Origin of the sequence: Nocardia sp. NPDC051929 (assembly GCF_044548645.1) — a bacterium.
GTDB lineage: Bacteria > Actinomycetota > Actinomycetes > Mycobacteriales > Mycobacteriaceae > Nocardia > Nocardia sichangensis.
The window spans coordinates 23493-45441 of the sequence record NZ_JBIUCG010000029.1 but is presented as its reverse complement, the minus strand read 5'-3'; the positions used below and the strand labels follow the sequence as shown (position 1 = coordinate 45441).

The window sequence follows — 21949 nt, the reverse complement described above, 5'->3', positions numbered from 1 at the left end:
GCTGATCGCGGATTGCCCCAGAGCCGCTAGCGCAGAACGGATTCGAACAACGGCCAGCTGTTGTGCAGGTCGTGCTGCCAGTAGCCCCAGGAATGGGTGCCGCTGGGCCGCAGATCGAAGGTGGCGGGGACGCCGAGTTCTGCGAAGCGGTCGCGCAGTGACCTGGTGCAGCGGTCGGAGATGGCTTCGAGCATGCCGCCGATGGCCAACTGGTCCGCCATCTTCGCGGGGTTGCCGTCGATTCCCGTGCTGTGCGGCTGGTCCAGCGGGCCCGCCTGCCCGTTTCCGGCGGCCACGTAGATCGTCGTGCCGCCCAGCCGATCCGCGTGCACGTAAGGATCGTTGGCCGCCCAGGCCGGATCGCCCGGCGGTCCCCACATGTTCGCCACCGTGCCGCCTTCCGCGGTGACGATCGTGGCCACCATGGCCTGTCCGGCGGGGTCGCTGGTGCGCACGCAGCCGCTGTAGGAACCGATCGCCTTGTACAAACCCGGTGCGGCCATGGCCAACTGGAACACCGAGGTGCCCGTCATCGAGACTCCGGCGATGGCGTTGGCGCCGGTGCCGCCGAAGGTGGCGTCGATGATCGGGGGAAGCTCGCGGGTGAGGAACGTGGTCCAGCGCGGACGGCCGAGGACCGGGTCGTCGGCGCGCCAGTCGGTGAAGTAGCTGCCCGCGCCGCCGACCGGGACCACCACGGTCACCTGCCGGTCGGCGAAGAATCGGTCGACGTCGGTCCGGTCGGTCCAGCCGTCGCCCGCGGTGCCGCCGTCGATGCCGTTGAGCAGATACAGCACCGGAGCCGGGCGGGACGGGTCCGGGCGTGGCAGCACGATGACCGATACCGGTGCGCCCATCGCGGGGGAGAAGACGGTCAGCTCGACGGCTCGCCCGTGTGCGGGTCGCATCGAGGGTGGCTCGGCGACCGCCGAGCTTCCGGAGCAGATCAGCATCAGCAGTGCGAAGAGCATTGCGCGCCGGACTGTTCCGCGTGAGTCGCGGCACAGTCGAGGGAACGCCATGCGCTCGACGCTAGGTTCCGCCGCACCGGGATCGCAATGGTCGCGCGCCCGGTTTGGGAAATGCGGCAAATAGTCGACGAATCGAATTGGTAGGAAACACAGGATCACTCGAAAATCCGGCGGGGGGCCGCCCGATGTTATTGACTGCGAATTCGAGCCCTCCTACCCGGGTCCAGGAGTCGACATGCCCGGATACTCGCATCGAACAGGCGCGGTACTCGCCGCGGTCCTCATTTTCACTTGCGTGATGATCGGCGCACAGCCGGTGGTCCGCGCCGATCCATCGCGACCCGTCGCGGCGGACGGCTCGCGAATAGCGGAAACCCGGGTCGAATCCGACCGGCAATCCGAACTCGAGGTGTACTCGGCGGCGATGAACAGCGCTACGCGAATTCGGGTGCTGCGCGCGGCCGATCCGGACACACCGGCGCCGACCTTCTATCTCCTCAACGGCGCCAACGGCGGTTCGGAGGGGAATTGGCTCGACGGCACCGATCTCGTCGACTTCTTTCGCGACAAGCAGGTGAACGTCGTGATCCCGTTCGGCGGTGCGGGAAGCTACTTCACCGACTGGCGCAGCGACGACCCGGTCCTCGGCAGGCAGCGCTGGTCGACCTTCCTTACCGAAGAGCTGCCACCGCTCATCGACGCCACCTTCCACGGCACCGGGACGAACGCCATCGCGGGCATCTCGATGGCAGGCACGTCGGTGTTCCAGTTGGCCATGGCCGCACCGGGTTTGTACAAGGCGATCGGTTCCTACAGCGGTTGCGTGCGCACCAGCGACCCCGCGGGGCAGGCGGTGGTTCAGGCGGTGGTCACGCAGCAGCGTGGCACCGTCGTCAACATGTGGGGGCCGCCGACCGATCCCGCATGGCGCGCCAACGATCCGTACCTGCACGCGGACCGGCTGCGCGGCACCGCCATCTACGTTTCCACCGGTACCGGGCTGCCCGGCCCGAAGGACGACTTCGAGGGCGCGCACGGCGACCTCGCGCACCTGCTCTACCAGCTGGTATTCGGGGCACCGTTGGAGGCGGTGGCGAACCTGTGCACGCACCAGTTGCAGGACCGGTTGCGTCAGCTGGGTGTCGCCGCGACCTTCGACTTCCGGCCCAACGGCACCCACTCCTGGGGTTACTGGCATCAGGACCTGCGCAATTCGTGGCCGATGATCGAAGCGGCGATCCGATGACCCGCAAAGAGGCCGCGGTGGCGCTCGGATCGTTCGGGGCGTGCCTGATCTCGGTCTTCATGCAGATGATCGATGTGACGATCGTCAACACCGCCCTCCCGGTCGTCACCGCGGAGCTGCGGGCGTCACGGTCCGAGCAGTTGTGGGTGGTGGCCGGGTACTCGCTGGCGTTCGCCTGCGTGCTGCTCACCGCCGCTCGCGTCGGTGCGATCGTCGGCCGCCGCCGGATGTTCCTGTGGTCGGCGGTGGCCTTCACGGTGGCCTCGGTGTGGTGCGGGATGTCCACCACCGCGATGGAACTGGTGCTCGCCCGGATCGTCCAAGGCGTGGCGGGCGCGGGGATGGCGGCGCAGACCATCGCCATCATCACCGCGAGTTTCCGCCGTGAGCATCATCAGTACGCCTTCGCCGCGTACGGCGCGACAGCGGGCTTCGCGGGAATGCTCGGCCCGATCCTGGGCGGCGCGCTGATCACCCTTGATCCGTTCGGGCTCGGCTGGCACGCGATCTTCCTGATGAATCTGCCGTTGGGTGTGGTGGCGATCGCGCTGGCCGCGGGCTACCTGCGATCGGGCCCGGCGAGGGATCGGGAGCCATTGGATCTGCGCGGGGCCGTGGTGGCCACCGCGGCGCTGTTCGGGCTGCTGTTCGCGCTGTCGGACAGTCAACAGGCGGGCTGGCGGGCCCTGCACGGGGTGTACATCGCGGCCGCGGTGGTGCTCGGCGCGGTGTTCGTGGCACACGAGCGCGCGACGCGCCGCCGAGGCGGCCGCGCGCTGGTGCGGCTGGACCTCTTCGCCGACCGGGGATTCGCGATCGGATCGGCACTGGTGGCGATCTTCTTCGGCCTGTTCACCGCGTTCGTGTTCACCGTCTCGATCCTGTTGCAGGACGTGCTGCGGTTCTCCGCGCTGCGTACCGGGATCGCCATGACGCCGTTCGCTCTCGGTGCGGGCGCGGGTGCGCTGCTGTCACCGATCCTGATGCGCCGCTGGGGGACTCGAGCGCTGGCCGGCGGTATCGCCGTTTTCGGCGGCTGCGTCGCGGTGGGAGTGGGATACCTGTACGTAGGGGATGGCGCCGTGAACCTCCCGCTGGTGCTGGGGCCGACGTTTCTCGCGGGCCTCGGCGTCGGGGTCTTCGGCGTGCCGCTGCAACCGCTGATGCTGGCGGAATTGGACGAGCAGGCCATGGGCGAGGCGTCGGGCGTGCTGCCCACCATCGAGCAGATCGGCAATTCGGTCGGACTGGCGGTGCTCAGCGCGCTGTTCTTCCGCGCGCACACGCTGCCGGGCAGCATGATCATGCTCTCGGCCATCGCCGTCGCGGCTCTCGGCCTGGCCGCACTGGCTCTGGCGCTGCCGAACCGCGCGCGTGCGGCCACGAGTCCGTTCAGTTGGTCGATCGCGGGCTGACCGCGACAACTCGGCGAGACTCGCCCCCGGTGTCGGCCGCGCTCCACGCTGGGGGTGCCCCGGCCGTTCGAGAACTACGGGAGTTCGGCGCCGTGGACGGATTCGGTGTGTGGCTCCTCGGGTTCCGGAGACGTTCGGTGCGGCCCGCCGCGCCGCAGCCAGGACGGAGCCCACCAGCAGGCGTCGCCGAGCAGGCGCATGGTCGCGGGCACCAGCAGCATCCGCAGGATAGTCGCGTCGATGAACAGCGCCGCGACCATGCCGTAGGCGATGTACTGCATCATGACCAGATCCGACAGCGCGAAGGCTCCCGTCACCACCAACAGGATCAGGGCGGCGGCGGTGACGATCCAGCCGGTGCGGGCGATGCCCGTGCGCACCGCCTCGGTGGTCGTCGCGCCCGCGGCCCGCGCCTCCACGATGCGGGCGAGCAGGAATACCTCGTAGTCCGTGGACAGCCCGTAGATCACGGCGACGATCAGCACCAGTACCAGCGCCATGATCGGCTGCGGGGTGAACTCCAGCAGCCGCGCGCCGTGACCCTGAACGAAGATCCAGGTCAGGATGCCGAGCGTAGAGCCGAGCCCGAGCAGATTCAGCAGCGCGGCCTTGAGCGGCAGCACCAGGGAGCCGAACGCCAGCACCATCAGCACGGTGGTGACCAGGAAGACGAGCGCGATCATCAGCGGCATCCGGCGCAGCAGCGCGTCGACGCTGTCGCGCTGAACCGCGGGTTGCCCGCCGACCAGCACCGTCGTTCCCTTCGGCACCGGCATGGAACGCAGATAGTCGATGGTCGCGTTCGCGTCGTGCGCGTCCCGCAGCACGGTCGAAGTGGTGAAGACGCTCGGATGCGCCGGTCCCTGCACCGCACGCGGGAACGGCGCGATGAGTCCGGGGGCTCGTCCGGCCTGCGCGACCACCGCGTCGATATCGGCGGTGTTGTGGGTGATCAGTACCAGATCGACCGGATTGATCTGCCGCAGCGGAAAGACTTGATCGAAGCGCTCTTGCGCCGTGCGGGCCGGATGACGGGGCGGCAGGAAGCGCTCGGAGATGCCACCGAAGGCCACGTCGCGCACCGGGGCGATGAGCAGCACCAGGACGGCCACCACGGGAACCGCCACGGCCAGAGGTCGTTTCATCACCCATCCGGCGACGCGGCCCCACGGATTGTCCGCCTCTCGATCGCCGGCGCGGCGCGCGTGGAACCGGTTGAAACCCAACCAGTCCACGCGGCGGCCCAGCACGGCCAGCATGGCGGGCAGCAACGTGATCGAGATCAGCGCCGCCAGCGCCACCGTCACCATCGCACCGAGCGCGAACGAGCGCAGAAAACCTTGCGGGAACAGCAGAATGGCGCCCGCGGCGACGACCACGATGGTCGCGGAGAACACCACGGTGCGTCCGGCGGTCGCGACCGTTCGCCGCACGGCCTCGGGCACCTCGCGGCCGTCGGCCAGTTCTTCGCGGAACCGGCTCACGATGAACAGACCGTAGTCGATGGCCAAGCCGAGGCCGACCATCGAGACCACCGGCGAGACGAAGGAGTTCACCTCGACGACGGTGGTCATGGCCCGAATGACCCCCCACGCACCCAGCACGGTCAGTCCGCCGACAATGAGCGGCAGCGCGGCCGCCACGACGCCGCCGAACAGGAAGAACAGCAGCACCGCCACGGCGGGAACGGCGAACAGTTCCATGCGACGCTGATCGTGGGCCATGGTGTCGTTGAGGGCGGCCGCGACGGGTTGCCCGCCCGCGACCTCCATGTCGATGCCAGGTATCCGGAACTGGTCGGCGACTTTTCGGTAGTTGCGCATGATCTCCGTGTCGTCGCTGCCGCGAATGGCGACGGAGGCGAAGGCGTAGTCGCGGGCTTCGGAGCCGAAGATGTCCGGTAGGTGCAGCCCGGTGTCGGTGGGCCAGTAGGTGGCGTTGATCTTGCCGATTCGGTCCGGAAAGCGTTGCGGCAGGCTGTTCAAGTGACCCACGACCGTCGCGGCGAAAGCGGGGTCATCGATCGTCTTGCCTGGCGGGGCGCGATACAACAAGAGCACATCGGCGATGTGGTCGTGGCCGAACGCCTCGTCTTTGAGCCGGACCGCCCGCGCGGATTCCGAAGTCGGATCGTTCCACCCGCTGACGCTGAGGTGCTCGTCCAACCCGAGGCCGTACGCACCGAGCGCGAGCAGTGCGGCGACGACGAACCCGATGACGGTGAACCGCCGCCGGACGAGCGTATCGGTCCAGTGCGTGAACTCGGCGAACAATGCCGCCTCCTAACCGGTGACATCGTATTTCGGCGAGGCCAGGAACGGTTGAAACCTAGCAATGCCAAGGCATTTCACCGGCAGACGATCCGGAATTTCGAGATGCCACAACTCGGTTCGCAAGCGGATTGTGAAGTCTCCCTGAGCCCACGACGGCCGGTGCGGCGGCCGTTACGCTGGGCCGGACGCCAAGTGTGCACAGGCTGATTCGTGAATCGCCGGAAAAAGAATGGCGATCGAACTGGATCCGACCCGGAGGATGTGCATGTCGGATATTGCAATTGTCGGCATCGGCTGCAGGTTTGCGGGGGGCATCGACTCGCCCGAAACCTTTTGGGAATTCGTCCTGGACAAACGGGACGGCGTGGTCGAAATGCCAGCCGATCGCTGGGATTACCGCCGCTACTACGATCCGGAACCGCGTACGCCGGGGCGCAGCTACACCAAGCGCGCGGCGTTCATGACGATCGACCCGTGGGAATTCGACCCGGACTTCTTCGGCATCTCCCCTCGCGAGGCGACCGTGCTCGATCCGCAACAGCGGCTGATGCTCGAGGTGACCTGGGAGGCGCTCGACGACGCCGGGATCGCGCGACGCGCGGCGGGCGGCTCGATCGGCGTCTACGTCGGCGGATTCGTGGTGGACCAGTCGGTGATCGGCGTGGTCGGCCCGGCTCTGTTCCACACCGACATGCACACCCCGGCCAGTGCGTCCTACACCATGCTGTCCAACCGGATCGCATACGCGCTCAATCTGGTCGGACCCGCGCTCACGGTCGATACCGCGTGCTCGTCGTCGCTGGTCGCGTTTCATCTCGCCTGCCAGGCGCTGGAGAACGGCGACTGCGAGGTGGCGCTCGCGGGCGGCGTGAACGTGATGCTGCAACCGGAGACCTTCGTCCTGATGTGCAAGGGTGGTTTCCTGGCCGCGGACGGCCGCTGCAAGTCCTTCGACGCCTCGGCCGACGGTTACGGGCGGGGAGAGGGCGCGGGCATGGTGGCGCTGAAGAAGCTCGACGACGCGGTCCGCGACGGCGACCGGATCTACGCGGTGGTGAAGGCGACCGGTTCGAATCAGGACGGCCGCACCACCGCGATCACCGTGCCCAGCGCCGAAGCCCAAGAGGCACTGGCGCGTTCGGTGTGCGGCCGCGCTGGCCTCGCGCCGGAGACGATCACCTACGTCGAGGCGCACGGCACCGGCACGCTGGTCGGCGATCCGGTCGAGTTGCGCGCGCTCGGCCGAGTGTTCGGCGCGCCCGCGGGGCGCACGGGCTCACTGGGCGTCGGCTCCGTGAAGTCGACACTCGGGCACACCGAGGCCGCGGCCGGTATCGCGAGCGTGATCAAGGCGGCGCTGGCGATCCGGCATCGCACCATCCCGCCGCAGGGCTGGCTGGACCAACCCAATCCGGACATCCCGTTCGACGAGTTGGGATTGCACGTCCAACTCGAGGCGGAGCCGCTGCCCGCCGACGCCGAGCCGATGACGGTCGCGGTCAACGGTTTCGGCTACGGCGGCACCAACGCCCACACCATCCTGCAGGAGTTCCGGCCGACGGCCGCTGAACCTGTCTCGCCCCCGCGGCACTTCGGCGTCCTGCCGATCTCGGCGCGCAGCACCGGCGCGGCGCGGGCGCTGGCCGGTCGATTCGGCGATCTGATCGCCGCGGGCGCCGACCCGGAACAATTGGCCGAGGCCGCCTGGACGCGCATGGCGCACCATCAGTACCGCACGGGCGTGCTCCTCGACGACACCGCCGACCTCGTCCGCGATCTGCGCTCGTTCGCCGCGGGCTTGGGCCGCGACGCCGCGCGGACGATCGTGGCGCGCACGGCCGAACCGGTGTTCGTGTTCTCCGGCATGGGTCCGCAGTGGTGGGGGATGGCACGCGAATCGCTCCGCAGCCGAGGTGTCTTCGCCGACACGGCCGAGGCGGTCGACGCCGAGTTCCGTTCGATCGCGGGCTGGTCGATCATCGAGGAGCTGCTGCGGCCCGAGCAGGAGTCCAGGGTCACCAGCACCGAGGTGGCGCAGCCGGCCAACTTCCTCGTGCAGGTGGCGCTGGCGCGGGAGCTGGCCGAGTACGGCATCCGGCCCGCGGCCGTGGTCGGGCACAGCGTGGGCGAGGTGTCGGCGGCCTACGTGAGCGGCATGCTGTCGCTGCGTGACGCGGTGCTGGTGGCCTACCACCGGGCCCGGTTGCAGGCGACGACCGCCGGATCGGGTGGCATGCTCGCGGTCGGGATGTCGCCCGAGCAGGCTCGCGAACTCGTCGGCGACGACCAGCGGGTGGATGTCGCCGCGATCAACAGTGCGAGTTCGCTGACCTTGTCCGGTGACGTCGACCGCCTCGACGAGATCGCCGAAAAGCTCACCGAAGACGGCATTTTCGCGCGCAGACTTCGCGTCGAGGTGCCGTACCACAGCCGGTTGATGGACCCCATCCTGGATGAACTGCGCGCGGCGCTGGCCGGGCTCACGCCGATGACGCCGACCGTGCCGCTGTACTCCTCGGTCACCGGCGAACAAGTTGTCGGCCCCGACTGGGACGCGGAGTACTGGTGCGCGAATGTGCGGCAGCCCGTCCGGTTCGCGGACGCGGTCGCGAAGCTGATCGGCGCGGACAGCCGGGTCTTCCTGGAGGTCGGCCCGCACCCGGTGCTCTCGGGCAACATCCGCGAAGCGCTGCTCGGCGCGGACGTCAACGGCACGACCGTGCCGACGCTGGATCGCAAGCAGCCGGATTCGGTGAGCATCCGCCGCACCCTCATCGGCCTCTACGGCGCGGGCGTGCTCGACCTGGACGAGCTGTTCCCGGCGCAGGCCACTCCGCACGTGCCGCTGCCGCGCTATCCGTGGCAACGGACCCGGCTGCACGCGGCGCTGCCGCTGTTCGAGCAGGCCCGGTTGGGCACCCCCGGCGCCTACGCCATGCTCGGTGATCCCGACGTCGAGGGCAGGCCGGACTGGCTGCTACAGGTCGGCACCGAGTTGCTGCCGTGGCTGGCCGATCATGTGGTGAACGGCGTCAAGATCATGCCGGGCGCGGCGTACCTGGATGCCGCCCTGAGCGCGACGGCCGCCCGTCTGGGCGTGGAACGCGTCGCGCTGGAACAGGTTCGGTTCGTGGCACCGCTGATCATGGGCGCGCCGGACGTGCCGCTGGTGGCGCTCACCGTCGAGGAGGCCAGCGGCCGGTTCATGATCCGATCGCGCTCGGCGACCGGGACGGCCTGGACGGTGCACGCGTTCGGCCGCACGCTGACCGGCAGCCACAAGCCGACGAAGGTCACGGTGCCCACCCTGGACGTCGGTCTCGACATCGACCCGCGGATGTTCTACAGCGGTCTGGCCGCGGCAGGACTGCAGTACGGACCGGCCTTCCGTCGCGTCACCTCCGTGCGCGTCGGCGCGGACGCGGTGGTGGCCACCGTCGACGGCGCCATCGCCGCGGATTCCGGACATCTCGCCCACCCCGCGGTGGTCGACGCCGCGATGCAGTCGGCGGCCCTGCTGTTCGCCGACGCCAGGATCGACGAGGGCACGCTGGTGCCGGTCGGTGTCGCGGCGGTGCGGCTGGTCGCGCCGCTGCCCGAGCGGATCACCGTGGTCGCGCGCCGCGATCCCCGGGCCCGGCTGCGCGCCGAGGTGGATCTGCTGGACGACGAAGGCAGCCTCGTGATGCGGTTGAGCGGCCTGCAGATCGGTGCGCTCGCGCCGGGCCAGGATCCGCTGCACCGGATGGTCGACTTCTACTACGCCGAGACGCTCGAACCGCGCGATGCCCTCGATCCCGCCGCGCTGCCGCGGGATTCGGTGTCCACGGTGATCGTCGCGCTGGGCGGCGACTGCCGAAGGGCGGGGCAGCTGGCCGCCGCGATCCCGGGCTCCCGGCTCTACGTGGCCGGGGTGGCGAGCCGCGAACTCGCCGCCGATCTGGCCGCGACCCTGGCCGCCGCCAAGGCGGAAGGCGCCGACCGGCTGCACGTCTGCGTGGTCGCGGGTGCCGTCGAGGACGATGTCGCCGATCTGTGGACACTGGAGCGGATCGCGGTCGCTCTCGACGAGTTCGTCCACCCGGAGGCCACCGAACAGGGGCCCCAGAGCGTCTTCGGTGACGGCTGGTGCCATGCCACGCTGGTGACCGAGGGCGCGTTCGCGCTGCCGGACAGCCCGATCCCGCCGAACTCGAATCATGCCGCGCTGGCCGGTGCGCGCCGGGTGCTGCTCAACGAGCAATCGGCGCTGCGCTGGCGGCTGATCGACGTGGAACCCGGCACCGAGATCGGCGAACTGCTCGGAGAACTGGCCGTGCCCGGCGCGTTCTGGAACGACAACCTCGACGAGGTGGTGCTGCGCGCGGGCACGCGCTGGGCGCCGCTGGTGACCAAGCCGCTGCAGGCGCGCCTGGACGCCCTCGACACCGCCGAACCCATGACCGACCCGGAAGCCAACTTCGCGCTGGACTTGCCCCGGACCCGCCTGCTGTCGGCGTTGGCGTGGCGGCAGTGCCCGCGGCCCCGACCCGGACCGGGGCAGGTCGAGGTGCGGATGAAGATCATCGGCCTGAATTACAAGGATCCGCTCAAGGTCATCGGCCTGCTCGGTGAGCGCGAGTTGGCGCCCACCTATTTCGGCACCGTGCCCGGAATGGAGGGTGTCGGCGAGGTGGTGCGGGTCGGCGAGGAGATCACCGACCTCGCTGTGGGCGATCTGGTCGCGGTCGCCGCCAAGGGCATGATGCGGCGCTACGTCGTCGTCGACCGGCAACTGACCATCCCGCTGCCCGCCGACGCCGATCCCGCCTACTGCACCAGCACCATCGCCTTCGGCACGGCCGAGTACGCGCTGCTGGATCTGGCCCGGCTGGAACCGGGGGAGACGGTGCTGATCCACGGCGCCGCGGGCGGCGTCGGCACGGCCGCGATCCAGGTGGCCAAGGATCGTGGGGCACGAATCATCGGCACCGCCGGTACCGACGAGCGCCGCGCCCACGTGCTCGCCCTCGGTGCCGATCACGCGATCGACTCGCGCTCGCTCAACTTCGTGGACGACGTGCTCGAGCTGACCGGCGGCAAGGGCGTCGAGGTGGTGCTCAGCAGCGCGCCGGGTGAGATTTTGCGCCAGAACTTCAACGCCGTCGCGGAATTCGGGCGCATCGTAGAGGTCGGCAAGGCCGACATCTACACCGGCGGCCTGCTGGAGATGTCCAACTTCGACAAGAACCTGGCGTACTTCTCGATGGATCTGGACCGCCTGGTCGCCGTCGACGCGCAGCGGCTGGCTCGTTTGTTGCAGCGGGTCTACGAGAAGGTGCTCGCGGGCACCTACAAACCATTGCCCTACCGGCTGTTCGAGACCGACGAGGTGGCCAGGGCGTTCGAGGAGACCATCCGCTCGACCGGTCTGTCCCGGATCGCGCTGCGCCTGGATTCACCCACCCCGGCGGTGCGGCCTTACCTACCGGATCTCGAGATCCGCAGCGCGGCGACCTATTTGGTCACCGGCGGATTCGGCGGGTTCGGGATGGCCATCGGGCGCTGGCTGGTGTTGCGCGGGGCGCGGCGGCTGGTACTGCTCGGCCGCGGCGGCGCGAGTACGGAGGAGGCACGCCGCCAGCTCGAGGCGTGGCGCACCGTAGGCGTCGAGGTGATCGAGGAGCGGGCCGACGTCACCGACCCGGAGGCGGTCGCCGCGATCGTCGCGCGGTCCCACGGCGCCGAGCACCCGCTGCGCGGAGTGTTCCACGCGGCGGGCGCGGTGGCCGACAATCGCCTGGACGCGATGCGATTCGAGGAATTGGACAAGGTGTATCGCCCGAAGGTGCACGGTGCCCGGGTACTGCATCGAGCCGTGGCCGACGCCGGGATCGGGTTGGACATGTTCGTGCTGTGCTCCTCGGGCGGCTCGATGTACGGCATCTACGGGCAGTACAACTACTGCGCGGCCAATGTGGCGGTGGAGTCGCTGGCCGAGGAATGGTCCCGGGCCGGCGAGCGGGCGCTGTGCGTCGGCTGGGGTCACCTGTCGGGCGCGACGGGCGGCATGGCCGCCGACGAGACGGCCCTGAAGTACCTCGATCTGGTCGGCTTCGATCCGATCGACATGGCCGACGCCACCGCCTATCTCGAGCAGACACTGCGCTTGGGCGTGGCCCGCGCGGCGATCATCCCGACCGACTGGGCCAAGCTGACCGGCACCTTCCCGCAGCTGACCCGCACGGGCCGCACCACCGCGCTCGCGCAGGCCTCCGCCAAGGACACCTCCGAGCTGGCTCGGCTGCGCGCGGAGGTGGCCGCGATCGAAGAGGGCAAGCGCGGGGCCTTCGTCGCCCGCAAGATGGCCGAGGAACTCGCCGTCGTCATGGGCGTGCCGGTCGAGTCCATCGACATGACCGTTCCGGTGCCAGAACTCGGGCTGGATTCGCTGATGGCGGTGGAACTCGGCGCGCGGGTCACCAAGACCCTCGGTATCGACCTGATGTCACTGCAGATGGGCCGTTCGTTCAGCCTGGAGCAGGCCGGACCGAAGGTGGCGGAACTGATCCTGGCAGCCGATTCCGGTCAGGCGCAGCCGGTCACGGATCCGGTCGCGCCGACCGCTTCGAATGACGCTGCGGCCGAGCGCGTTCCGGCGCTGATGACGGCCGGGGCCAGGCCGTGACCGACCGCCGTCGAAACGAGGTGTCCCCGTGGTCCGTTTCGGGCTGATCGATGAATGGGAGCCGGGGCCGGGCCGGCTGGTCGGCTGGGCGGCGTCGCCGGAGTCGGTGGCGCGCGCCCGCCGGGCGCCGGTGCACCCGGCTCCGCCCTCGCACCAGCAGGAGCAGTATCTGCGGCTCGCCGATCGGCACGCCGACGCGGATTTCCGGTACTCGGGCCTGTGCCTGGTGACCGCGGAGATCCCGACCGGCGGCCTCGACCTGGCCGCGATGACGCGGGCGATCAACGCGTTCCTGTTGCGCCACGACACCTTCCGAACCTGGTTTCGGGTCGACGCCGCCGGTGCGATCGAGCGTCACCTGGTGCCCGCGGAGGACGTCGATTTCGTGCCGGTCGACTACGGCCACGTGGACGAGGCAAGGGCGATCCGCGATCACGTCCAGAAGACGACGCCGGGGCCCTTCGACTGGGACTGCTTCACCTTCGGGGCGATCGAACGCGAGGATTCGACGACGGTCTACCTGGCGGTCGATCATCTGCACACCGACGGATTCGGCCAGTACCTGTCCGGGTTCGACCTCGCGCTGCTGTATCTGCGCGAGGTGTGGGAGGACGTCGGCATGCTGCATCCCGCGGCCAGCTATCTCGACTACTGCACCGCCGAACGGGAGTACACCGGCCGGATGACGCTCGCCTCGCCCGGCGTCCAGAAGTGGCTGGAGCTCATTCGCGGGAACGACGGCGAACTGCCCTCCTTCCCATTGGATCTGGGCAGGCGGACCGATGTGTACAACCGCAGTGCGCACCGCACGGTCACGCTGTTCGACGAGCACACCGCGCTACGGTTCGAGCGGGTCTGCCGTGACAACGGCGCGGAATTCGTCGGCGGCATCTTCGCCGCGGCGGCGCTGGCCGAGCGCGAGCTCATCGACAGCGACTATTACTTCGGCATGACACCGGTCAGCACCCGCGGTTCCGCCGCCGAACGCGCGTCGGTCGGCTGGTATGTGACGTTGCTGCCGGTGGCCTTTCCGATCGCGCCGACCACCACCTTCGCCCGGGCCGCGGCTATCGCGCAGCACGCCTACGAGAACGGCCTGCGCCTGGCTCCCACCTCGTTCCAGCGCGTGGTGGAACTGTTGCCCGCCGACTCCGATCTCGACTTGGAACCGGGCTGGTCCACGCCGATGATCTCCTACGTCGACGCCCGAGAACTGCTCGGCAACGAGGTGTTCGACCTGGCGTCGTGCGGGTTGTACGCCAATCGCGCCGCGTCCGAACAGGTGCTGATCTGGATCAACCGGCTCGCGTCGGAGACCACGCTGAGCGTCATCTACCCGGACACGCCGGTGGCGCACGGTTCCGTCGAGCGCTACGTGGCCACCCTCGAAGCGGTGTTCGCGGCGGCGGCCGAGGACACAGTGTGAGGAGGACATGTGCGCACCGCTTTTCGTGACCCGGGGATACCCGACGGAGAGAAGTCCGTCTACACCGTCAGCGTGACCGATCGGCCGCCGAAGCTCGATCTGATCAGCGTGGTATCGCACGACGGCGACGGTTACCGCTCGATGCTCGAGGTCGGCATCGGACACGCGAATTTCGCGATGACCATCGAGCAGCGATTCCAGCGCTCCGGGGATCGGTTGTCGGCCGAGCGCTATCGCGCCGAGACACGTTCGGGCACCACGGTCGTCAGCCGCGAGGAGGCCAACTTCGTCGGCACCACCCATCTTCAGTTCGGCGGCGGGATCGCGCCGTTTCCGGCCAATGTGATGCCGCTCGCCGGCGGCCTGACGCTGCTGCGCGGCCTGGACTTCGCCGAGGGCGCCGAAGAGTGCGTCGACCTGTGGCTCGCCTTCTCGGTGCACATCCCGCTCGGGGCGAAAGTGGAGCAGCGCACCGTCGTCGACGTACCCGCCGGTCGCATCACCAGCTGGCAGGTACGGCTGCGGCCGCGGCTCACGGGGCTGAACACGATGGTGGAAAAGATGATCGGCGGGTTCCTGCCACCCGCGGTGGCCCACTTCGACGCGGTCGCCCCGCACCGACTGGTCCGGATGAGTTTCCCGACCGGGCCGATGCCGTGGGATCCACGCGGCCTGCTCGAACTGGTCGCTTAGCACCGCTGGATTCCGTCAGGCCGCGGACGTGCGTTCCCGGATGCGGGCGACGGTGGCCGGGATGATGCGGCGGCGCGGTGACCACCAGTTGGCCGGGCCCATCAGCTGGACCAGCGCGGGCACCAAGAGCATGCGGACGAGGGTGGCGTCCACGACGAGTGCGATGATCATGCCCAGACCGAGGAAGCGCATCGGGGTCAGCGGGGAGAGGGTGAACGCCCCGGTGACGATCACCAGCAAGGTTGCCGCGGCGGTGATCACGCGCGCGGTCTTGATGGTGCCCGCGCGCACCGACGCCGCGGTGTCGGCGCCCGCGTCGTGCGCTTCGACCATGCGGGAGAGCAGGAACACCTCGTAGTCGGTGGACAGGCCGAAGACGACCGCGATGATCAGCACGAGCATGCCCGCGGTGATCGGGCCGGTGCTCACGCCGAGTACGCCGGACAGATGCCCGCCGCAAAAGATCCAGGTGAGCACGCCGAAGGTCGCGGCGAGGCTCAGGAAAGCGAGGGCGACGGCTTTGAGCGGCAGGACGACCGAGCGGAACGCGGTCGACAGCAGCACCAACGTCGCGCCGACCATTACGAGGATCATCCACGGCATCCCGGCGACGATGGACCGCACGCTGTCCACGGTGGCCGCGGTGTCGCCGCCGACCCACAGTGCGGTGCCGTCCGGCGGCGTCAGGGCACGGATGCCGCGCACCGAGGCGCTCGCCGCTTCGGTGCGGTCGGTATCGCGCAGGAACGCGTGGAAGACGACGAAATCCTCGGCGCGACCCACCTGGACGACCTGCCGCACACCGTCGACCTTGCCCAGTGCCGCCGCGACGGCATCAACCGCGGCCGCCTGCGGCGGCCCGTTCGTGCCGTGCAGCACGGCGGTGGCTCCGCTGCCCGCCGCGGGAAACTGCGCGGTGAGCTCTTCGATGGTGACGCGCATGGCGTTGTCCGGGGGCAACGCGTGGTGGTCGATGTCGCCCAGCCGCAGCCCGGCCAACGGCGCCGCGAAGACCAGCAGGACGGCGCCGACGACCACGGTCACCAGCCCCGGCCGCCGCAGCACGCGGTCGACCAGGCCGCCCCAGAACCGGTCGGTGCGATCGATCGCGCGCGCGGTGCCGATGCGCGCGCCGAACAGGGCGAGCAGGGCGGGCAGCACGGTGAGCGAGAGTCCGGCGGCCAGGGCGACCGCGGTGATCGCGCCGATGCCGAGCGAGCGCAGCACCGCCTGCGGGAAGACGAACGTACCCGCGAACGCGCAAACCAGCAGCAGTGCCGAGAACGCGATGGTGCGTCCCGCGGTCGAGTAGGTGCGGGTGATCGCGGCGCGCACGTCGTGCCCCTCGGCGACCTCCTCGCGGAATCGGGTGACCAGGAACAGCCCGTAGTCGATGGCCATCCCGAGGCCGAGCAGGGAGGCGATGTTCACCGCGAACGTGCTCACCTCGGTGAGTTCGGCGAGCACGCGGATGGCGCCCAGCGCGCCGAGCACGGTCAGGCCGCCGACCACGACCGGGAAGGACGCGGCGACCAGACCGCCGAACACCAGCACCAGGATGAGCAGCGTCAGCGGAAGCGAGAGCGCTTCCGCCCGGACCAGATCGTGCTGGGACTGCGCGTTGATCTCCGTGGAGACCGCGCTGTAGCCGGACAGATCGGCCGGAACACCCGGAACGCGAAGCAGCGGTTCGATGTCGGGATACACGGCGACACGCTGGTTGGCGTCACCGGCGAGATAGACCACGGCGAGCGCGTGCCGTCCGTCCGCCGCGCGCAGGAACTGCTTTCGCGCGAACCCAGCGTTCCAATAGGTTTCGATCGGCCGTTGCAGCATCGCCGGATCGATCCGCGCCAGCGCCTCCTGCACCAAGGGGCCGATGTCGTCGAGCGTCTGTCCCTCCGGAGCGGTGTAGCGCACGACCACGTCGGGATTCTGCGGTCCGAAGTGCTCGCTCACGAGTTGATCCACGTGCGCGGACTCGCTGCCGGGATCGATGAACCCGGCAGCGGTGACCTTGTCCGACGCTCCGATGCCCAGGAGGCCGGACAGCAGCATCACCCCGGTCACGACGGCGAGCACCATCCGTGGCCGGGCGAGGACGACCCGGGCGATGGCGGTCATGCCACGGCCGCATCGTGCGGCGCGAGCTCGGCCTCGAGCCGCGCGGTGATCTTGTCCAGCAGCGCCTCCAGCCGGGGCTCGATGCCCGCGCCGTTGCGGCAGGAGACGGTCAGCTCCAGCTTCCCGCGCGATTCGACCATGGCGAACAGCAGCGGCATCGCGCCGCTGTGCTGCGGCAGCAACCGCATGGAGGTCGGTGTCCAGCCGGGCACGGCCATCTCGTCGAGATCGCAGGCGCCCATATAGGAGACGGTGGCCGACACCATGTTCCGGTTCAGCCGTGCCCCCAGCCAGTTGCTCCCGCGCAGCGCCGTGCGAATGACGGCGTCCGGGAACTTCGACAGCTTGCCGTTGTCCAATTCGTTCAGTTCGCGTTTCTCCCGCAGACCGACCCGCATCCGCTCCCTGACCGTCTCCCAGTCTTCGCCTGGCGCCACGTCGAGAAACAGGGGCAGCGCCAGGTTCGCGGTGGACCGCAAGCCGGGATCGTGCCTGCGCAGATCGACCGGAATCATGAAGCGCGACTTCGTCTCCGACTCTTCGGCCAGGATCGCCGCCACGCGCGCGACGATGCCCCTGCCGGTCGCCTCGATCGTGCGGTGGCGCAGCAGCCAGCGCGGGGCCGCCGGATCCTGGCTGCCGCGTCCGGACGGCGCCTGGAATGTGGGCAGCACCAAAGTCGGTCTGCCCGCAGCGCCGACCCGCGCGACGAGTTCGGCGTCCGCGACCGGGTCGGGAGCGCCGAGCGGACGCTGTCCCCGCAGGGCGCGGAATACGTCGTCCACCCACATGCGCATGCCCATGCCGTCCATCACGCCGTGGAAGGCGCGGAACAGCACGGTGGTTTGCGCACCCGTGAGCAGCAGCACCTCGGTGGTGCGGTCCGGCGTGGGACCGATCGGGCTGTCGAGCACCGCGTCGTGCTCCAGTGCGTCGTAGTTCAGCGACCATCCAGGCACTACGCGCACGGTGGCGGCCAGACCGCTGTCCACCCAGTCGCGGCCGTCGCGGACGAGGCGGGTGCCGGGAGCGGCCGCCGAGGCCACGTCGACGGCGGCCTGCACGGCGGCCGGATCAAGGCTGCCCTCGCCGTGGACGGCGATGTGCATCACGAACGGCGGAGTGACCTGTCGCGTGGAGAAATAGAGGCGTTCGGTGGGGGTGATCTTCCTGCGGAAGACGGGGGCGTTGCTCATGCTGGTCTCCGGTAACGGGGAAGTGCTCAGCGCAGATCGCGGGTGAGTTCGACCGCTCCGCCCTGGCCTTCCAGCCAGGTGAGGAAGGCGGTCAGCCCGCTGTCGCGGTCCACGACCGGCCGGTAGCCGAAATCGCGTGCGGCGGCGCTGGTGTCGTAGGTGGCGCTGCGGGTTAGCAGAGCGACGGCGTAGCGCGAGAGCGGAGGCGACCAGCGTGTCGCGACGGCGGGGATGCGCCAGATCGTCTCGATGACGCGCACCGCCGCGTCGATCACCTTGGGGTTGGGTTTCCTGGTCGGCGGCTGGTATCCGAGCCGGGCGGCCACCTGGCCGAGAAAACCCCAGACGTCGGTCTTCTCGGCGTCGGCGATGAAATACGCTTTGCCGCCCACCGTGTCCGAGGCGGCTGCTCGAACACAGGCCTCGACGATGTTGTCGACGTGGCACAGCGAGGCGTACACGGTGCGGCCGAACGACAGATCCGGCAACGTTCCCGCGCCGGCCCGCCCGAGCATCCGCACGATGGGACCGGACCGGTCGCCCGCACCCCAGATCGCGCGCGGGCGCAGCGCGCAGGTGCGGAATCCCTCGGTGTCGGCGGCCAGCACCGCCCGCTCGGCCGCGGCTTTGGTCTCCGAGTACAGGTTCAGGTAGCGCCGCGGATACGGCACCGACTCGTCGATGTCGATCTGGTCGCCGCCGTAGTAGTCCATCAGCGCACTCGGGCTGGAGATGAACACGAACCGCGCGGCCCCGCCGCGCCGGGCCGCCTCCAGCAACCGCTCGGTGGCCCGGACGTTCTCGTTCCAGAACTGCTCCCGGGTGCCGCGCTCGTCCACCCGTGCCGCGCTGTGGAACACGATGTCGACGCCGCGGGTCGCTCGCTCGAGCGACGCCGGATCGGTCAGGTCGCCGTAGACCAGCTGGATCTTGTCGAGGTCGGCGCTCAGGTCGGACAGATCGCTGGTGCGGCGCACCAGGATGGATACATGGTGCTCGCCGTCGCGCACCAGCCTGCGCACCAGCGCTCCGCCCAGAAAACCGGACGCGCCGGTCACCAGAACTTTGCTCATTGCCTTTTCTCCTTGCCGGGCTGGGTCCGCCACCAGGTCAGGCCGAAGATCTGCGTCAATATCGCCGTACGGAGGCGGCCGCTGCCGGATCCCTCGGCGGCGCGCAAGGCCACCGGGATCTGGGCCGCGTGCACGACGACGCTGAGGAACGCGTCGATCCACCAGACGGTGCGCAGGATCCGGCTGTCGGGGGCACGGCCGGTGGTCGCGGCGAGCGCGCCGCCCGCCAGATACAGCCATCCCAGGACGGGAACCGCCCGCAGTGCGGTTGTTTTCATGATCAGGTGTCCGTTCCGAGGCGCTCGGCCGCCCACCCTGTGAGCTCTTCGCGCCCGATCTTGGCGTTGTGCCGGATGTCCACCGGGAACGACGGATGGACAAGGAAGTCGGCGATCGTCCTGGTGAGGTCGAACTGCGCCCCGTGGGCCCGCAGCGCCGGCTCGACGACGGCCGGGTCGGCGCCCGGCTTCACTTCGACGCAGAGCACCGGTCGCTGCGCGCCGCGCCGACCGATCCCGACCAGCGCCGTGCGGGCCACACCCGCGACGGTGTTGAAGATCTGCTCCACCTGGACGGTGAACATCGGTCCCTGCGCCGTGACCACGCGCTGACTCTTGCGCCCGCAGAACCAGATCCGCCCTTGTTCGTCGATCCACGCGAGATCGCCGGTGCGATGCCAGATCCGATCGCCGTCGACGATCTTGCCCAACGCGTTCGCCTGTTCCGGCCAGTAATACCTGGTGCTGACGTTCGGCCCGCTCACCACCAGTTCGCCGATGCCACGAGTGTCCGCCAGGCCGCCCGCGAGTTCTTCGGCCCGCGCCCACGTCGGTATGGGGTCGTCGGTGATGGCGACGACGCGCGCCTGCACCTGGTAGGAGGGCCTGCCGATACAGGTTCCCGCGCCGCGGTGCGCCCGTTCGACCAGACCGCCCAGCAGTTCCCTGGACTCGATGGTGGACATCGGCAGCGCCTCGGTGGACCCGTATCCCGCCACCACCTTCGCGTCCTCGCCCAGCACCGCGCGCAGTCCGGCGATGCACCAGTCCGGCACCGGAGCGCCACCGGAATAGATGCTCTCCAGCGACGCGAGCGGAGTCGGGTGGGCACGCAGGTATTCCAGTAGCGGGATGAGTACGGCGGGGGAGGCGAACATGGTACTCACCCCGAACTTCTCGATCGCGTCGGCCACATGCGCCGGATCGGTCGCGCCCACCTTGCTCGGGATGAGCGGCGGCAGCACGCAACGCGAGCCGAGCAGCAGATCCAGCACGCCGACCAGCGGAAGGGTGATCAAGGAGGCTTCCGGCGCCACCTCCCCGCGTGCTACATGCACCTGCTCCACCATCGCGGCCAGGTTGCCGTGTGTCAGCTGCACGGCTTTGGCCGGGCCGGTGCTGCCGGTGGTGAAAGCGATGAGCAGCAAATCGTCCTCGGTGGCCGGGCGGCCCACGGGCATCGAGCCCGCGGGCGTGCGGCCCCAGTCCCGCAGCGACTCGCCGCGCCAGAACCAGCGTCTGCCGACCGTCACCACCGTGTGGACGGTGCGGAAGCCGCGCCGGAACAACACGCGCAGCGCATGCGCCTGCGGGATGCCGATGAACGCCTCGGCGTCCACGGCGCGCAAGCAGCGCAACATCTTTCGCACGCCCATGCCCGGGTCGATCACCACGGCCACCGCGCCGATCTTGAGCAGCCCGAACATGATCGCGTACAGCTCCGGGCTCGGCAGCACCAGCACGATGGTGCGCGTCCCGGTGCCGACACCCGACGCGGCGAGCCGCTGGGCGATCGTGTCCGACCACGCGTCCAGCTCGCGATAGGTCAGGTGCCGGTAGGCCGGCAGGCCATCGGGGCCGACCCCGTCCGCGTAGCGCACGGCCACCCGGGTGGGGTCGGTGCGGACGACCGCACGAAACCGATCGATGGCCTGCCAGTAGGTTCCCGTTGTCACGCAGGCGCCCCGGCGAAGACGGGCAGCCGGTAGAGCACCGCCGCCGCGGAGGGACCCGCGCCCGCCGCGACGAACAGCAGTTGGCGATGAGCGGCGAGGGTGTCGTCCGCTACCGCTTGGTCGTAGGCCGCGGTGAGCGTGGCCGTGTGCGGGTCGCCGTCGCGCAGATCCGGTGTGCGAACCGAGCTTTCGTCGATGCCGAGCGCGGCGGCCAGCTTCTTCGGGAACTCCGGGCTCGGCGTCGAGGCGATCAGCGCGATCTCGTCGAGCGAGGCGTGGTCGGATTCGGCGAGCGCCAGGCGCGCGGCGTCGACGGCCACCTCCAGCAGGCGGTCCTCGAAGCCGGGCTCGCGTTCCACCGTCATGGCGCCGCGGCCGGTGTTGCCCATGGTCGTCACGTCGACGTAGGCCTCGACCGCGGGCGTGCCCTCGCCCGCGACGGTGTGCACCCTGCCGAAGCCGGTCGGCTCGTCGGTGTGTTCGAGCAGCAGCGCCGCGCCGCAGGTGGCGTACGGGAACCGGTCGTCGCCGACGGAACGCAGCAGGGACGGATGGGTGTCGCCGGAGACGACGAGCACGTGCTCGGCGCTGCCGGTCTCCAGGACCGACGTGGCCACCTGCACCGCGTTGAGCACGCCGATCGCGCCGTTCATCAGATCGAACGAGAACGTCCTCGGGTCGTCCTTGGCGTACTCCAGGCCGATTCCGGCCGCTTTCTGGATCAGCGCCGACACCGCGGGCTCGACGGTGTTGGAATCCCGGAAGATACCCGCGTTGATCAGGAGGCCGACCTGGTCGGGACGAATGCCGGCACGCTCGAGGCACCGCTTGGCCGCGCGCCCGTTGTGCTCCACGATGCTGTTGGTGTCGCCGCCGCGGCTGATCGCGCTGGACTTGATACGCACACTCAT

At 69.5% G+C, this 21949-nt stretch carries 13 protein-coding genes; 5 read left to right on the top strand and 8 right to left on the bottom strand.

Annotated features, from left to right (window positions below; all coding sequences use genetic code 11):
- Positions 1–26: 26 nt before the first annotated feature.
- Positions 27–971: an alpha/beta hydrolase gene (locus tag ACIHAX_RS32610; RefSeq protein ID WP_397281440.1), complete on the bottom strand. Its 945-nt coding sequence runs from the start codon at positions 969–971 to the stop codon at positions 27–29.
- Positions 972–1269: 298 nt separating this feature from the next.
- Here ACIHAX_RS32610 and ACIHAX_RS32605 point away from each other — a divergent pair, with 298 nt between their 5' ends.
- Both ACIHAX_RS32605 and ACIHAX_RS32600 read left to right on the top strand, forming a co-directional pair.
- Positions 1270–2217 (top strand): alpha/beta hydrolase, encoded by a 948-nt coding sequence (locus ACIHAX_RS32605; RefSeq protein WP_397281438.1) that lies wholly within the window; start codon positions 1270–1272, stop codon positions 2215–2217.
- Positions 2187–3632, top strand: a complete 1446-nt coding sequence (locus tag ACIHAX_RS32600) for an MFS transporter (RefSeq protein WP_397281436.1) — start codon at positions 2187–2189, stop codon at positions 3630–3632. Before ACIHAX_RS32605 ends, ACIHAX_RS32600 begins: the two co-directional genes overlap by 31 nt.
- 74 nt (positions 3633–3706) lie before the next feature.
- Here the strand turns inward: ACIHAX_RS32600 and ACIHAX_RS32595 are convergent, their stop codons facing one another.
- Positions 3707–5905, bottom strand: coding sequence for an MMPL family transporter (locus ACIHAX_RS32595; protein WP_397281434.1), 2199 nt, complete (start codon positions 5903–5905; stop codon positions 3707–3709).
- 265 nt (positions 5906–6170) lie between these two features.
- On the opposite strand from ACIHAX_RS32595, the gene ACIHAX_RS32590 reads away from it, so the two are divergent.
- Genes ACIHAX_RS32590 through ACIHAX_RS32580 form a run of 3 tightly spaced genes read left to right on the top strand, consistent with a single transcriptional unit; the run spans position 6171 to position 14691 of the window.
- A complete protein-coding gene (locus tag ACIHAX_RS32590; protein WP_397281432.1) occupies positions 6171–12572 on the top strand; it encodes a type I polyketide synthase in 6402 nt (2133 codons plus the stop codon).
- 28 nt (positions 12573–12600) lie between these two features.
- Positions 12601–13998, top strand: a complete 1398-nt coding sequence (locus tag ACIHAX_RS32585; protein WP_355070953.1) for a condensation domain-containing protein — start codon at positions 12601–12603, stop codon at positions 13996–13998.
- Between the two features lie 9 nt (positions 13999–14007).
- Complete coding sequence (locus ACIHAX_RS32580) at positions 14008–14691, top strand: hypothetical protein (RefSeq protein ID WP_397281429.1); 684 nt, start codon at positions 14008–14010, stop codon at positions 14689–14691.
- Between the two features lie 15 nt (positions 14692–14706).
- Here the strand turns inward: ACIHAX_RS32580 and ACIHAX_RS32575 are convergent, their stop codons facing one another.
- The 6 genes from ACIHAX_RS32575 to ACIHAX_RS32550 are packed head-to-tail and all read right to left on the bottom strand — an operon-like array spanning position 14707 to position 21949.
- On the bottom strand, positions 14707–16815 hold the full coding sequence (locus ACIHAX_RS32575) for an MMPL family transporter (RefSeq protein WP_355070957.1): 2109 nt from the start codon (positions 16813–16815) through the stop codon (positions 14707–14709).
- Positions 16812–18011 (bottom strand): peptide synthetase, encoded by a 1200-nt coding sequence (locus ACIHAX_RS32570; RefSeq protein WP_397281427.1) that lies wholly within the window; start codon positions 18009–18011, stop codon positions 16812–16814. The genes ACIHAX_RS32575 and ACIHAX_RS32570 overlap by 4 nt, the downstream gene beginning before the upstream one ends.
- A gap of 26 nt (positions 18012–18037) precedes the next feature.
- Complete coding sequence (locus tag ACIHAX_RS32565; RefSeq protein WP_397281425.1) at positions 18038–19084, bottom strand: NAD-dependent epimerase/dehydratase family protein; 1047 nt, start codon at positions 19082–19084, stop codon at positions 18038–18040.
- A complete protein-coding gene (locus ACIHAX_RS32560) occupies positions 19081–19362 on the bottom strand; it encodes a hypothetical protein (RefSeq protein WP_356961926.1) in 282 nt (93 codons plus the stop codon). The genes ACIHAX_RS32565 and ACIHAX_RS32560 overlap by 4 nt, the downstream gene beginning before the upstream one ends.
- 2 nt (positions 19363–19364) lie before the next feature.
- On the bottom strand, positions 19365–21038 hold the full coding sequence (locus ACIHAX_RS32555; RefSeq protein WP_364431059.1) for a fatty acid CoA ligase family protein: 1674 nt from the start codon (positions 21036–21038) through the stop codon (positions 19365–19367).
- Positions 21035–21949, bottom strand: coding sequence for a hypothetical protein (locus tag ACIHAX_RS32550; RefSeq protein WP_364431056.1), 915 nt, complete (start codon positions 21947–21949; stop codon positions 21035–21037). Before ACIHAX_RS32550 ends, ACIHAX_RS32555 begins: the two co-directional genes overlap by 4 nt.